12 protein-coding genes are annotated in these 12890 nt (G+C 64.7%); 6 read left to right on the top strand and 6 right to left on the bottom strand.

Annotated elements, in window-relative coordinates; all coding sequences use genetic code 11:
- Positions 1-4 precede the first annotated feature (4 nt).
- Positions 5-1615 carry a glycoside hydrolase family 43 protein gene (locus RB623_RS21025; protein WP_308058922.1) on the top strand — a complete coding sequence of 537 codons (1611 nt, stop codon included), beginning with the start codon at positions 5-7 and terminating at the stop codon, positions 1613-1615.
- 62 nt (positions 1616-1677) lie between these two features.
- Here the strand turns inward: RB623_RS21025 and RB623_RS21020 are convergent, their stop codons facing one another.
- The 4 genes from RB623_RS21020 to polA form a co-directional block, all read right to left on the bottom strand.
- A complete protein-coding gene (locus RB623_RS21020; protein ID WP_308058921.1) occupies positions 1678-1917 on the bottom strand; it encodes a hypothetical protein in 240 nt (79 codons plus the stop codon).
- A 140-nt stretch (positions 1918-2057) separates the two neighbouring features.
- Complete coding sequence (locus tag RB623_RS21015; protein ID WP_308058920.1) at positions 2058-2357, bottom strand: hypothetical protein; 300 nt, start codon at positions 2355-2357, stop codon at positions 2058-2060.
- Positions 2358-2413: 56 nt separating this feature from the next.
- Entirely contained in the window at positions 2414-2635 is a 222-nt protein-coding gene (locus tag RB623_RS21010; RefSeq protein ID WP_308058919.1) for a cysteine rich repeat-containing protein, read from the bottom strand.
- Positions 2636-3021: 386 nt separating this feature from the next.
- Positions 3022-5970, bottom strand: a complete 2949-nt coding sequence (polA, locus tag RB623_RS21005) for a DNA polymerase I (protein ID WP_308058950.1) — start codon at positions 5968-5970, stop codon at positions 3022-3024.
- A gap of 154 nt (positions 5971-6124) precedes the next feature.
- Here polA and RB623_RS21000 point away from each other — a divergent pair, with 154 nt between their 5' ends.
- The 3 genes from RB623_RS21000 (at position 6125) to RB623_RS20990 (ending at position 9479) form a co-directional block, all read left to right on the top strand.
- A complete protein-coding gene (locus tag RB623_RS21000) occupies positions 6125-6853 on the top strand; it encodes a hypothetical protein (protein WP_308058918.1) in 729 nt (242 codons plus the stop codon).
- 608 nt (positions 6854-7461) lie between these two features.
- A complete protein-coding gene (locus tag RB623_RS20995) occupies positions 7462-8847 on the top strand; it encodes a M20/M25/M40 family metallo-hydrolase (RefSeq protein ID WP_308058917.1) in 1386 nt (461 codons plus the stop codon).
- 14 nt (positions 8848-8861) lie between these two features.
- Entirely contained in the window at positions 8862-9479 is a 618-nt protein-coding gene (locus RB623_RS20990) for a ribonuclease D (RefSeq protein ID WP_308058916.1), read from the top strand.
- A 185-nt stretch (positions 9480-9664) separates the two neighbouring features.
- Here RB623_RS20990 and RB623_RS20985 read toward each other — a convergent pair whose 3' ends face one another.
- A complete protein-coding gene (locus tag RB623_RS20985) occupies positions 9665-11149 on the bottom strand; it encodes a DUF2793 domain-containing protein (protein ID WP_308058915.1) in 1485 nt (494 codons plus the stop codon).
- Positions 11150-11393: 244 nt separating this feature from the next.
- Positions 11394-11942 carry a GNAT family N-acetyltransferase gene (locus RB623_RS20980; protein WP_308058913.1) on the bottom strand — a complete coding sequence of 183 codons (549 nt, stop codon included), beginning with the start codon at positions 11940-11942 and terminating at the stop codon, positions 11394-11396.
- A gap of 202 nt (positions 11943-12144) precedes the next feature.
- Between RB623_RS20980 and RB623_RS20975 the strand changes: the two genes are divergently transcribed.
- Together RB623_RS20975 and RB623_RS20970 are read left to right on the top strand one after the other, a co-directional pair.
- Complete coding sequence (locus tag RB623_RS20975; protein ID WP_308058912.1) at positions 12145-12519, top strand: hypothetical protein; 375 nt, start codon at positions 12145-12147, stop codon at positions 12517-12519.
- 73 nt (positions 12520-12592) lie between these two features.
- The gene (locus RB623_RS20970; RefSeq protein WP_308058911.1) at positions 12593-12829 is read left to right on the top strand and encodes a hypothetical protein; all 237 of its coding nucleotides are present in this window, start codon (positions 12593-12595) and stop codon (positions 12827-12829) included.
- Positions 12830-12890 lie beyond the last annotated feature (61 nt).

Below are 12890 nucleotides of genomic sequence, written 5' to 3'. Positions count from 1 at the left end.
CCAGATGATCAAAAATCCGATCCTGCCCGGCTTCAATCCCGACCCGTCGATCTGCCGGGTCGGATCGGACTATTTTATCGCCACCTCGACCTTCGAGTGGTATCCCGGCGTCCAGATCCACCACTCGACCGATCTCAAGAACTGGCGGCTGGTGAAGCGGCCGCTGGAGCGCGCCAGCCAACTCGACATGCGCGGCAACCCGGATTCCGGCGGCATCTGGGCGCCGTGCCTGTCTCATGCCGACGGGCTGTTCTGGCTGGTCTATACCGACGTCAAGCGCCTCGACGGCAACTTCAAGGACACCCACAACTACATCGTCACGGCGTCTTCGATCGAAGGGCCGTGGTCCGACCCGGTCTACGTCAATTCGAGCGGCTTCGATCCGTCATTGTTCCACGACGACGATGGCAGAAAGTGGTTCATCAACATGGTGTGGAACCACATTTCGCACGGCGTCGGCGGGCAGCCGAGACATCCCTCCTTCGCCGGCATCCTTTGCCAGGAATATGACGCCAAGGCGCAAAAACTTGTCGGCCCGGTCGAGAACATCTTTCTCGGCAGCCCGCATGGACTGGTTGAGGCGCCGCATCTGTTCAAGCGCGGCGGCTGGTATTATCTCACCACCGCCGAGGGCGGCACCGGCTACGACCACGCCGTCACCATGGCGCGCTCGCGGTCGCTGCATGGCCCCTACGAACTGCATCCCGACATCCATCTGATCACCTCGAAGGATGCCTCGCAGGCGGCGCTGCAGCGCGCCGGCCACGGCCAGATCGTCGAGACGCCCGACGGCGAGGTCTTTCACACGCATCTCACCTCGCGGCCGCTCGCCGGCCTGCGCCGCTCGCCGCTGGGCCGCGAGACTGCGATCCAGAAATGCGTCTGGGGCGAGGATGGCTGGCTTCGGTTGGCGCAGGGCGGCCAGGTGCCGGAAGTCGAGGTGCCGGCGCCGACGGGCATCACGCTCTCATCGCCCGAGCCATCGCCGCCTCGTCGCAACTTCGACGAGGCAACGCTCCCCATCGAGTTCCAGTGGCTGCGCACGCCCTATCCGGAGCGCATCTTCTCGCTCACCGAGCGTCCCGGCCATCTGCGCCTGTTCGGCCGCGAATCGATAGGCAGCTTTTTCGAGCAGGCGCTGGTGGCGCGGCGCCAGGAGCATTTTTCGTTCCGCGCCGAAACCTCGGTCGAGTTCCAGCCGACAACCTTCCAGCAGGCGGCCGGGCTGGTTCTGTATTACAACCGCCACAAATTCCACTTCCTCGCCGTCACGCATATTCCGAAGTGGGGCAGGGTGCTGATGGTGATGAGTTGCCTTGGCGACTGGCCGGACGGGCGGCTGACTTTTTCGCTCGCCGAGCCCGTCCCGCTGCCGGGCGAGGCGCCGGTGCGCCTTGCGGCTGACGTCGACCACGCGCGGCTGGTGTTTTCCTACGACGTGGGCGACGGCTGGAAAACGCTGACGCCCGAACTCGACGCCAGCATCGTCTCCGACGAGGCGGGGCGCGGCGAGCATGGCTCCTTCACCGGTGCCTTCGTCGGCATGATGGCCTTCGACACCAGCGGTTCCGGCCTGCCGGCCGATTTCGACTATTTCGAATATCTGCCGGGCTGAGATTTTCTGACGAAGGTTCCGCCTTCGAACCGTATCAAACCCGTCGGCCGAGGCGTTGCGCTTCAGCCGCCGTTGCCGTCCGCCGGCTGGTTCTGGATCGCGTCGCAGTCCTGTCCGATACATTCAACCTCTGCCTGGGCAGGAGCCGGAGGAGCGCAATCCTGGCCCTCGCACAGATTTCCCTGCCGGCCTTCCTGCTGCGCGCAGTTCTGCCCCGTGCAGGACTCCGGCTGAACGTCCTCGGCGAAGGCCGGATGACCGAGGCCAAGCAGGATGGGGAAAAGCAGGGCGGCACGGATCATGATCGAGTCTCCGGAACAAAGCCACCATACACCGCGTCCGTCACTTTCCCGCAAAGGCCGCCGAAACAATTTTACTGAAATCGCGACGCGTTGCCGGCTGCGCAAGCCGGTCCTTACTCCGCCTTCGCAGCCCGGAAAACTCAGTTGATGACGACCAGTACGTAGCGATTGTTGTAGTACTGGTAGTAGGTCTTGCCGCAGCGCCACAGCACGACGCCGCCGACCCTCGTGCGCACGCAGCTCTTCGGCAGGCTCACCACATAGGTCGTCGTGCGCTTTACCACCACGGCGGGAATGACGGCGGCATCGCTGCGCGCCACTGCCGGACGGTCGGCCATAGCCTGCGCGTCGCCGGCGAACGGAAGCCCGGCAGCGTCCGCGGCGAGCAGGGCGAGTCCGAGGCCCGCCCCGCCCAGCCAGCGACAAGAACGATGTTTCATGGTCATTCCCCTTGCCGGCAACCGCCGGACGTCATGATCGGGCAGGAACAAGGCGCCTATTTCTGGTGGGTCTCGACGACTTTCTGGCAGGCTGGCGACAGCTGGTCCTTCTGCTTGGCCAGGCATTCGAGAATCTTGCCGCCGCCCGGCGCAACGTCGGAGCAGAATTTCTGATAGTCCGCCGCGCAAGCTTCCCGCTCGGCGGCGGTCTGGGCGAAGGCGTTGCCGGCTGCCAGCAACGCAAGCGCAATTGCGACAACGTTTATCTTGGCGCGCATAAAGCCCTCCCCTCGAAGAAGGGCTTTTACTTGATCGCCAAAACAACGAGCCGTCAAGTTAAAGCATGTCGCGCCTTATCTGCTTCATTCTGTTTCTCGTTTGGCGAGGCGATCCACAAGGAAGGTCGCGAAGGTCGATGTGGTTCATCGGCCGAGCGACCTGACGAAGTGGGCGCCCGCCAAACGGAAACCCGAAGGGCCGGGCCGGTTTGGGCCAAATCCATCGGGCTTCGTCTTGTCCGGGCCACCAGCCCGACCTGCGACGAAGCCCTCGACCTTGGCCCAAACCGTCGCCGGCAGAATGGAGCAGATAAGTCGCGACATGCTTTAAATCGTTGCTCCCGGCGCCGGTTTTTAACTTTGTCGGCACGGCAGGCGGACGCACCTCAATGCGCCTCGTCCCAATTGTCCGCGGCTCGCGCCTCCACCTGAAGCGGCACGGCGAGCGAGACGGCGGGCATCGGCGCCTCCTCCATCACCTGCTGGATCACCGGCAGCGTGGCGGGCACCTCCTCTTCGGCGGTCTCGAAGATCAGTTCGTCATGCACCTGCAAAAGCATGCGCGCCGAAAGCCCGGCCCGCGCCAGCGCGCCGTCCATGCGGATCATGGCGCGGCGGATGATGTCGGCGGCGGAGCCCTGGATCGGCGCATTGATCGAGGCGCGCTCGTTGAAGGCGCGGATCGACGGGTTGGACGAGCGGATCTCGGGATAGTGGATGCGCCGGCCGAAGATCGTCTCGACATAACCCTTGTCGCGCGCCTTCTGCTTGCTCGCCTCCATGTAGTCGCGGATGCCGGGGAAGCGTTCGAAGTACTTCTTGATGTAGTCGCCGGCTTCCGAGCGCTCGATGGAGAGCTGGTTGGCGAGACCGAACGCCGAAATGCCGTAGATGATGCCGAAATTGATCGCCTTGGCGCGCCGCCGCACGTCCGATGGCATGCCCTGGACCGGCACGCCGAACATTTCCGAGGCGGTCATCGCATGGATGTCGACGCCGTCGGCAAAGGCCTGGCGCAACTGCGGGATGTCGGCGATATGCGCCAGTACGCGCAGCTCGATCTGCGAATAGTCGGCCGAGACCAGCTTGTTGCCCTTGTCGGCGATGAAGGCGGTGCGGATGCGCCGTCCCTCCGCCGTGCGGATCGGTATGTTCTGCAGGTTCGGCTCCGACGACGAGATGCGCCCCGTCGGCGTCGAGGCTAGTGCATAAGACGTGTGAAGGCGCCGCGTCTCGGGATGGATGTATTCCGGCAGCGCGTCGGTATAGGTCGATTTCAGCTTGGTGAGCTGCCGCCAGTCGACGATGCGGCGCGGCAGTTCGTAGCCTTCCGCTGCCAGTTCCTCCAGCAGTTGAGCCGTGGTCGACCACTGGCCCGACTTTGTCTTCGACCCGCCGGGCAGGCCCATGCGGCCGAACAGTATATCGCCGAGCTGCTTCGGCGAGCCGATGGTGAAGCGCTCGCCCGCCGCCTGGTAGACGGCTTCCTCCAGCGCGCCGGCGCGCTGCGCGAACTCGCCGGATAGCCGGCTAAGCATCTGCCGGTCGACCGAAATGCCGCGCTCCTCCATGCGCGCCAGCACCGGCACCAGGGGCCGCTCCAGCCGCTCGTAGACGGAGACGAGGCCGTTGGCGACGAGGCGCGGCTTCAGCACCTGCCACAGCCGCATCGCGATGTCGGCGCCCTCGGTGGCGTAGGTGGTGGCGCGCTCGATGTCGACCAGGTCGAAACTGACGAGGCTCTTGCCCGAGCCGACGATGTCCTTGAACGGGATGACCGTGTGGCCGAGCCAGCGCTCGGCGAGCGCGTCGATCGTGTGCGCGCCGGTGCCGGCCCCGAGCACGTAGGAGATCAGCATGGTGTCGTCGATCGGCGCCACGTCGACGCCCAGCCGGTGCAGGAACAGCCAGTCGTATTTGATGTTGTGGCCGACCTTGAGCACCGACGGGTCGGTCAGCAGCGGCTTCAGCTCCGCCAGCGCCTCGTCGAGCGAAAGCTGCTGCTCGACGCGCCCGCCGCCAAGCAGGTCGTCGGCGCTTGTGCGGTGTGCCACCGGCAGATAGGCTGCGCGGCCGGGCCGGACAGCAAGCGCGAAACCGGCCGGCTCGGCCCGCATCGGATCGAGCGAGGTGGTCTCGGCCCGGAACGCGACGACGCCCTCGGCAAGCGCCTCGGCCACCCAGGCCCGCAGCGTGGCCACGCCGCGGATGCAGTCGTATTTCGAGCGGTCGATGGGAGCCGCTGCGGCGGTTTCGGCGCGCGCCTTGGCGAGAGCGGCAGGACTTGGACCCTGCTCGCCCGGCTTGGCATAGATCGCCATATCCTCCGCGACGCCTTGAACGGGAGCCGGAGCCGCGGCGGACATGCTCGGGTCGAGATCCGGCCCGTGCGCCCCTGCGCCCGCCTCGACGCTGATCGAGGCAGACTGGATGGCGCCGGCATCCGCCCCGGTCGCCTCGGCGACGCGCCGCGTCAGCGAGGAAAACTCCATCGCCTTGAGAAACGAGATCAGCTTGGGGCCGTTGGGCGGCTGCAGCGAGAGATCGTCCAGGCCTTCCGTCACCGGCACGTCGTTCTTCAGCCTCACCAGGTCGCGCGAAATGCGTGCCTTGTCGGCATTGTCGATGATCGACTGGCGCCGCTTGTCCTGCTTGATCTCGCCCGCGCGGGCAAGAAGCGTGTCGAGGTCGCCGAATTGCTCGAGAAGCTGCGCCGCCGTCTTCGGGCCGATGCCCGGCACGCCCGGGACGTTGTCGATCGAATCGCCGGTCAGCGCCTGCAGGTCGATCATCTTTTCCGGCGGCACGCCCCATTTCTCGACGACCTCGGGGATTTTTATCTCCTTGTCCTTCATCGGGTCGTACATCGACACCGTTTCGCCGACGAGCTGCATCAGGTCCTTGTCCGAGGATACGATGGTGGTGTCCGCGCCCGCCTCGCAGGCCAGCCGTGCATAGGTGGCGATAAGGTCGTCGGCTTCAAAACCTTCCATCTCAATGCAGGGCAGGTCGAAGGCGCGTGTCGCCTCGCGGATCAGGCCGAACTGCGGCACGAGATCTTCCGGCGGCGCCGAGCGGTTGGCCTTGTATTCGGCGTAGAGTTCGTTGCGGAAGGTTTTCGACGAATAGTCGAAGATCACCGCGAAATGCGTCGGCGTCACGCCGACATCGGTGTTGCGGGCATCGCGCAGCAGCTTCCACAGCATGTTGCAGAAACCCGACACGGCGCCCACCGGCAATCCGTCGGATTTGCGGGTCAGCGGCGGCAGCGCGTGATAGGCGCGGAAGATGTAGCCGGAGCCGTCGACGAGAAAGAGGTGATCGCCTTTTTTCATGGGCGATAGGGGTAGCTCGCTCACCGTTTCCTGTCCATGCCAAAGCCGAGCGTGCCGCCGCCTCCTGACAGCGACGACTATGCTCGACCTAGCCGAACCCGCATTTTGTGTGCTTGATCACCAAGAGTGAAAGCCTTGGCATCGATTTCTGCCTATGACCGCTAACCTGCAATTTCCGAACGACCGTTGCGAACGCGCATGGGCCGTCTATGTCGGAGCCGAAAAGTCGGGCAGCAGGGCTGAAAAGCTGTCTACCCTCGATGCCCTCGGCGTCGAACTCATCGCGGCCCGGCCCGAGGGCAGGAGGCAGTTCGTAGAGAGTTGGTGCCTGGCTTTTCTCGACGGGGATGCGGTGTCGCCGCTATCGCTGGGCAACGGCCAGTGGATGCGGCTTCCACTCTTTCGCGCGGTCTTCCGGCCGGTCCTCGAATCAGGGCGGCTGGAAGGACGTGCCGGATATGCGCGGTGGTCGGCCCAGCTTCATGGTCTCTTCTCAAGACCGGAAGGCGCCTATCGACCGTATGAGCCATCGGCCAAAGCCTTGCTGAGGGAAGCGCTCCAAGTCGATCCGGGAGACATCAGGGCACGCGCCTTATTGATCGAGGACCTACTTTCCGATGTGGACTACTATTGTCACGAACTTCCCGCAGGCCTGCTGGTGAAAGCGGAGATTTTGTTGGAGCGCGTTTCCGAGGTTGAGGATCTCCTGTCGGGAACGATATGGGCGGCGCGTTCTCACGGCGGCCTCTCGGCTCTGCGCCGCGTCGCGGCAGGCGACTGGTCGGATCGCGTGCTGGATGACGCTTTTCGGCTGTTGTCTTTGCGATTCCGGATAGCAAAGGCGCTGCTGCCCAAAACCCGAGGCAGCAGGTCCCTGCCATAGGCGGCCGCCTAGCCCGCTCACGCCTTTGTTACACGCTTGTAATCTTCGTGCCCTTGAAAGGCCAACTTGCCCTTTCCAAATAGAGGGCATCGGCAGTTTTTTGCCGGGTCCGGACCAAGGCCCGTCCCCCGCCTAAATCCGGACAGTGCGGCGACCCCTCCCCCTCTCCGGGCCGCCGCATGTTTCATAAAGGCCGCCGTGGTTCCCCCTCCACCACGGCGGCATTTTTTTGCCCACAGTTTGCGTTCAAGGCGCTCTTTGCCGGCTGGCCCACGCAGCCGCCCTTTCCGTTTCCTCTCCGGCCAACAGAGCGCTTCTTGCCTAGATTGAACCATTCTGCCGGCGATGGTTTGGGACAAGGTCGAGGGCTTCGTCGAAGTTCGGGCTGGTGGCCCGGACGAGACGAAGCCCGATGGATTTGTCCCAAACCAGCCCGGCCCTTCGGGTTTGCGTTTGGCGGGCGCCCACTTCGTCAGGCCGCTTGCCCGGGCAACCAGCCCGATCTACGCAACCTTCCTTGTGGATCGCCTCGCCAAACGGCAAACAGAATGATTCAATCTAGGCAAGAAACGCTCTAGGGTGCGCGCAAATCCAAGAAGGTTTGCCGCATGTCCACGCTTTCTCCCGTGCTATCCCGCCTCGATGCCGACTTCGACAACAGCCTCGACCGGCTGTTCTCGCTGCTCAGGCTGAAATCGATCTCCACCGACCCCGCCTTCAAGGCCGACTGCCGCAGCGCCGCCGAATGGCTGGTCGCAGACCTGAAGACCATCGGCTTCGACGCCAGCGTGCGCGACACGCCCGGCCATCCGATGGTCGTCGCCCATCACGATGGCCCGACCGGGTCGCCGCATCTGCTGTTTTACGGCCATTACGACGTGCAGCCGGTCGATCCGCTGAACCTGTGGCACGACGATCCCTTCGACCCGAAGGTCAAGGAACTGGAGCCCGGCCGAAAAGTGATCACCGGGCGTGGCTCGGCCGACGACAAGGGCCAGTTGATGACCTTCGTCGAGACCTGCCGCGCCTGGAAGGTGGTGCATGGGTCGCTGCCCTGCCGCATCACCATCCTGTTCGAGGGCGAGGAGGAGTCCGGCTCGCCGTCGCTGAAACCCTTCCTCGAGGCCAATGCCGCGGAGTTGAAGGCCGACTTCGCGCTGGTCTGCGACACCGGCATGTGGGACCAGGAAACGCCGGCCATCACCGTCGGCTTGCGTGGGCTGGTCGGCGAGGAAGTCGTGGTCAAGGCGGCCAACCGCGACCTGCATTCGGGCGAGTTCGGCGGCGCGGCGGCAAATCCGGTCCGCATCCTGGCGAAAGTGCTGGCCGACATCCATGACGACACCGGCCGCATCACCATCCCCGGCTTCTATGACGGGGTCGAGGAAACCCCGACCCAGATCCTGAAAGCCTGGCAAGGGCTTGGCGAGACCGCCGAAACCTTCCTCGGCCCGATCGGCCTGTCGGTCCCGGCGGGCGAACAGGGCCGTTCGGTACTGGAACTGGTGTGGGCGCGCCCGACCGCCGAGTTTAACGGCATCTCAGGTGGCTACACCGGCAAGGGTTTCAAGACCGTGATCGCGGCGGAAGCCTTCGCCAAGGTCTCGTTCCGCCTCGTCCACAAGCAGGACCCGGCAAAGATCCGCGAGGCTTTCCGTGCCTTCGTGCACGAGAGGATTCCGGGCGACTGCTCGGTCGAGTTCCATCCGCATGGCGGCTCGCCGGCTATCCAGCTCTCCTACGACTCGCCGTTCCTCATCAAGGCGCAGACCGCGCTCACCGACGAATGGAACAAGCCGGCGGTGATGATCGCCGCCGGCGGCTCGATCCCCGTGGTCGGCGATTTCCAGACCTATCTCGGCATGGGCTCGTTGCTGGTCGGCTTCGGCCTGTCGGACGACCGCATCCATTCGCCCAACGAGAAATACGAGCTGGCCTCTTTCCACAAGGGCCAGCGCTCGTGGGCGCGCATCCTTGACGCCCTGACCCGCTGACGAAAAGTTCCGCCATGACCATCCGCTTCCACAAGAACGATCTGCCCAATCTCGACCGCTACAATGTCGGCGCCGTCGCCATCGACACCGAGACGCTGGGGCTGAACCCGCATCGCGACCGGCTCTGCGTGGTGCAGATCTCGCCCGGCGACGGCACCGCCGACGTCATCCAGATCGCGCTCGGCCAGAAGAAGGCGCCCAACCTCGTCGCCATCCTGCGCAACCGCAACATCACGAAGCTTTTTCACTATGCGCGTTTCGACCTTGCGGTGCTCTACAACGCCTTCGGCGCGATGCCGGAGCCGGTGTTCTGCACCAAGATCGCCTCGCGGCTGACGCGCACCTACACCGATCGTCACGGGCTGAAGGACATCTGCTCCGAGCTGCTCGGCGTCAACCTGTCCAAGGCGCAGCAGTCCTCCGACTGGGCGGCGGAGACGCTGTCCCAGGAACAGCTCGAATACGCCGCCTCCGACGTGCTTCATCTCCATCGCCTGCGTGACGTGCTGGCCGGCCGGCTGGCGCGGGAGGACCGCACCAAGGTCGCCGACGCCTGTTTTCGCTTCCTGCCCACTCGCGCCAAGCTCGACCTGATGGGCTGGGGCGAAGAGGATATTTTCGCGCATAGCTGAGCGAGCGCCGGCGTTTCCCTCCCCCTTGAGGGGAGGGTGGCCGCGAAGCGGCCGGGTGGGGTACGTGCGGCCGCGTGCCGACGTCCTTTTTGCGCCAGATATTGAAGCGACCCCACCCCGGCTCGCTCAACTCCACTTCGTTGCGTTGGCTCGCCGACCCTCCCCTCGAGGGGGAGGGTAAGCCCTCACAGCGTCCCATACGCCGCCAGATACCAGGCGGAGCCGTCATGCACCGCCTCCGCCCAATTATTGGTGGCCAGGTTCTTGAGCGCGCCGAACGACAGGTTGAACGCCCCGCCGCCTGTCCGCGTCAGGCGGAATCGCGCGCCGGCATAGACGTTCGCCGCCGACAGTGTCACCGTCCGGTTGGCGGTCAGCGTTCCCGTATGCCGCTGTTCCTCGGCGCTCGTCAGCACCGTCAGCGTGATGTCGGCGTCGCTGGATACCGTCTGCTGGCCGCCGCGCGACACCCGCCGCCACGCCGATCCGTCGGAGTTCACCTGCCCGCCGCCGCCGCCCAGGTCCGAGCAATGGACCATCTGCCCGGCCGGCGAGGCCGAGGGCAGGGTGCCAACCGTATAGGAGCGCAGCCTAAAATGCCGGTTGGCGTCGATCACCGTCGCCGAAAACAGCGACAGGCCGCTCGAATGGTCGAGCGCGCCGGCCTCGACCGTCGCAGCGCCGCCGTTCGGCGCCAGTTCGATCGTCCAGCGCGTGCCGCGCGCGGACGCGGTGTGGTTTTCGCAGGCGCGGAAAGCCAGCCGCCCGCTCGTCACGCTGCCGATCTGCGTGCCGTCCCAGGGCCGCACGATGAACTCGGCCATCAGCCCGGTATTGGTCATGAAGGTGGGGGCCGCCAGGCTGCCGCGCGCCACGTCGGCGGCGAAGGTGGCGTGAGTGGCGTTGGTGTCGCGATAGCTGACGAGCCGCATCAGGCTCGCAGCCCCGTCGCGGGTGATGGCAAGCGCGCCGCCCGACATGTTCAGCGAGGCGTTGAGGTTGAACACATTGCTGACGGTGAACTGGCCGGTCGTCCGGTCGACCTTCAGCGCCGTTGTCCAGACCGATCCGTCAGCCGAGACTTTCAGAGCAAGATCGTCGTCGCCGATCAGGCCGAGTTCGGCGCGCCCCGAAAACCCGCTCTGCAACAACAGTGACAGCACATCGGTCGCCGTCTCCTTGTTCAGCGTGTAGCGCAGGTCGCCGTCGCCGCCGTCCGCCGCCGTCCTTGCCGTCCACAGCGCCTTGTTGAGCTTCGCCGAGAACGGATTGCTGCCGTCGGCGGCGGTGCCGATGCCCAGCAATACGAGGTTCTGCAGCGTGCCCAGCGTCGTGGTCAGCGGCGCCCAGGCCGATCCCGTCCAGTGGACGAAGATGCCCTCGTCGGCGACGTGGCAGAAGAAGCCGGGTCTTGGCGCATAGAACGACCAGGCGCCGTCCAGCCGGTGCGCGATTTTCCCGCTCTGGCCGCTCCAGTCGCCGCTGGCGCCGGCCGCCACGATGTAGCGCTCGCCGTTGACCGGCGCGCCGGGCGGCGCTGCGAGGTCGCGGTCGGCGACGCCGGTTTGCACCAGCGCGTCGAGCATGCCGATGGCCTCGTTGTGCGTCACATGCTTCTGCGCCTGCGACGGCATGATGTAGGGAAGGTCGAGATTGTCTGAAGTGTCCATGCCCGTGCCCTGTTGAAACGATGGCACCATGGTAAGGCGGCCGGAAGGGGAGGGGACGGAGGCTGCATCTTTTCCGGGCCGTGGCGTGGCCGGCTCCTTGCCGCCGCTCGGGCGATTTCGGCCAACGCGTTGATTTCAAAGCGACGTCGGTCCGTTGGCGGCTTCCTTGCGGCGCCGAACCGAAAGATTTTTTCCGGATCGGCCGATTTCCATCCCCTTTTTGGGATTGCCGTCGGCCGTTGCCTCACACGGCCGCCGGCCGCCGCTCGAACAGGAATACCGTCTCCTCGCCGAACAGCGCCTCGACCGGGTTGCCGAACCCGCATTTGCCGGCGACGCAGATCGAGGCATGGTTGTCGCGGTCGATGATGCAGACCTGCCGCTGCCCGCCGAGTTTTTGATCGCCCCATGCCACCACGGCGGTGACGATCTCGGTCGCAAGGCCCTTGCCGTGCATCTCCGGGATCAGCGCCCAGCCGCACTCGGGAAAACCGTCGATCGACGGCGTCATGTCGCGGTAGATCTGATGATAACCGGCCTCGCCGATGAACCGCCCGCTTCGCTTGTCCTCGACCGCCCAGAAACCGTAGCCCAGCATCGCCCAGGTGCCGGCATGCCGCAGGAAGCGGATCCAGCTTTCGTCGCGGCTGCGCGCAAAACCGCCGATGAAGCGCGTCACCTCCTGCCTTGCCCACATTGCCGCATAGGCGTCGAAATCGCCCGGCCGGTGCGCCCGCAGGATCGTGCGTTCGGTCTCGATCGACGGGATTTCGATGATGGTGGATGCGGGCATGCCAATCTTCCGGCGGCGATGCGCCGATCATAGCCACCGCCGCGCCATTGGGAACGGCCCACGCATCGACGCTGGCGCGGGCCAGACGGCGGCTCGCCGACATGGCTCCACATCCCGAGGTCGGGTAGCGTCACGCTTCGGATTTCCGCTCGCGCCTGCCGCGGCCAGCGTGGTAGCTTGCGGCCCCGTTTGAGGAGGCGGAATGTTTTCCCGCATAATTGATCTTTTCAGGCGTCCCGCCGACATGGGCAAACCGGCCCGGCGCGGCGAGTTGATAGGCGATACAATCGCCGAGGCTCTGGAAGGAACATGGCCGGCGGGTTTTGAGCGCGTTGGCGATCTGGTTTGGGTCAGCCACCCTGAAAACCAAATTCGGTATCGGTTCCAGTTTCAGGAAATGAAGGGGGGCACCTTCTCCGCCCGTTGGGGTGTCTGTATCGATTTTGTACCTATTCTCCGGGCAGAAAAGCTTGGTTGGAAAAGAACCGAGAAGACCGCGAATTTTGACCTCTGCATAGACCCTGTCGATCTCCAGGGGGGAAATCCCGCGCTGGTGCTCATTCCACAACAACGATAGCGATCGCCGGATTGCACAGGTAGCCCTTGCTTCGCTTGATGCCGCCAAGTCCGATTGGTCGAAAATCACCTCGTTGAAAGAGGTAGCCGATTGGTTCAATGAGCGATCGAAGATGACGTTTCGACGCTTCTCTCTGGACAACTATGTGCAAACCGAACTGGCATGGGGCCTGGTTCTCATTGCACTGGGCAAGCATGACCAGGGTCAGCAACGCCTTGCCGCATTCTGTGAAAACTTCGCGATCGCTCCGGACGCCGCCATCCTCTTGCAGGCCAGAAAACAGGCTGCTTCGATCGCGAATGGAGCGTAGCCTCCCATCCCTCGCTGACGGTCGGCATGAGCCGCTACCTTATTCCGTTGACATCGGGAAA

The organism is Mesorhizobium sp. LHD-90, from assembly GCF_030929505.1.
Taxonomy (GTDB): Bacteria; Pseudomonadota; Alphaproteobacteria; order Rhizobiales; family Rhizobiaceae; genus Kumtagia.
Note: the sequence above shows the minus strand (reverse complement) of the source record. Positions and strands in the feature narration are given on the sequence as shown.

Bases quoted from the DNA above. Each gene is read 5' to 3' on its own strand.
- RB623_RS20985 (WP_308058915.1), bottom strand. From the start codon at position 11,149: ATGGACACTTCAGACAATCTCGACCTTCCCTACATCATGCCGTCGCAG.
- RB623_RS21000 (WP_308058918.1), top strand. From the start codon at position 6,125: ATGACCGCTAACCTGCAATTTCCGAACGACCGTTGCGAACGCGCATGG.
- polA (WP_308058950.1), bottom strand. From the start codon at position 5,970: ATGAAAAAAGGCGATCACCTCTTTCTCGTCGACGGCTCCGGCTACATC.
- RB623_RS21020 (WP_308058921.1), bottom strand. From the start codon at position 1,917: ATGATCCGTGCCGCCCTGCTTTTCCCCATCCTGCTTGGCCTCGGTCAT.
- RB623_RS20990 (WP_308058916.1), top strand. From the start codon at position 8,862: ATGACCATCCGCTTCCACAAGAACGATCTGCCCAATCTCGACCGCTAC.
- RB623_RS21015 (WP_308058920.1), bottom strand. From the start codon at position 2,357: ATGAAACATCGTTCTTGTCGCTGGCTGGGCGGGGCGGGCCTCGGACTC.
- RB623_RS20980 (WP_308058913.1), bottom strand. From the start codon at position 11,942: ATGCCCGCATCCACCATCATCGAAATCCCGTCGATCGAGACCGAACGC.
- RB623_RS21010 (WP_308058919.1), bottom strand. From the start codon at position 2,635: ATGCGCGCCAAGATAAACGTTGTCGCAATTGCGCTTGCGTTGCTGGCA.
- RB623_RS21025 (WP_308058922.1), top strand. From the start codon at position 5: ATGATCAAAAATCCGATCCTGCCCGGCTTCAATCCCGACCCGTCGATC.
- RB623_RS20975 (WP_308058912.1), top strand. From the start codon at position 12,145: ATGTTTTCCCGCATAATTGATCTTTTCAGGCGTCCCGCCGACATGGGC.
- RB623_RS20995 (WP_308058917.1), top strand. From the start codon at position 7,462: ATGTCCACGCTTTCTCCCGTGCTATCCCGCCTCGATGCCGACTTCGAC.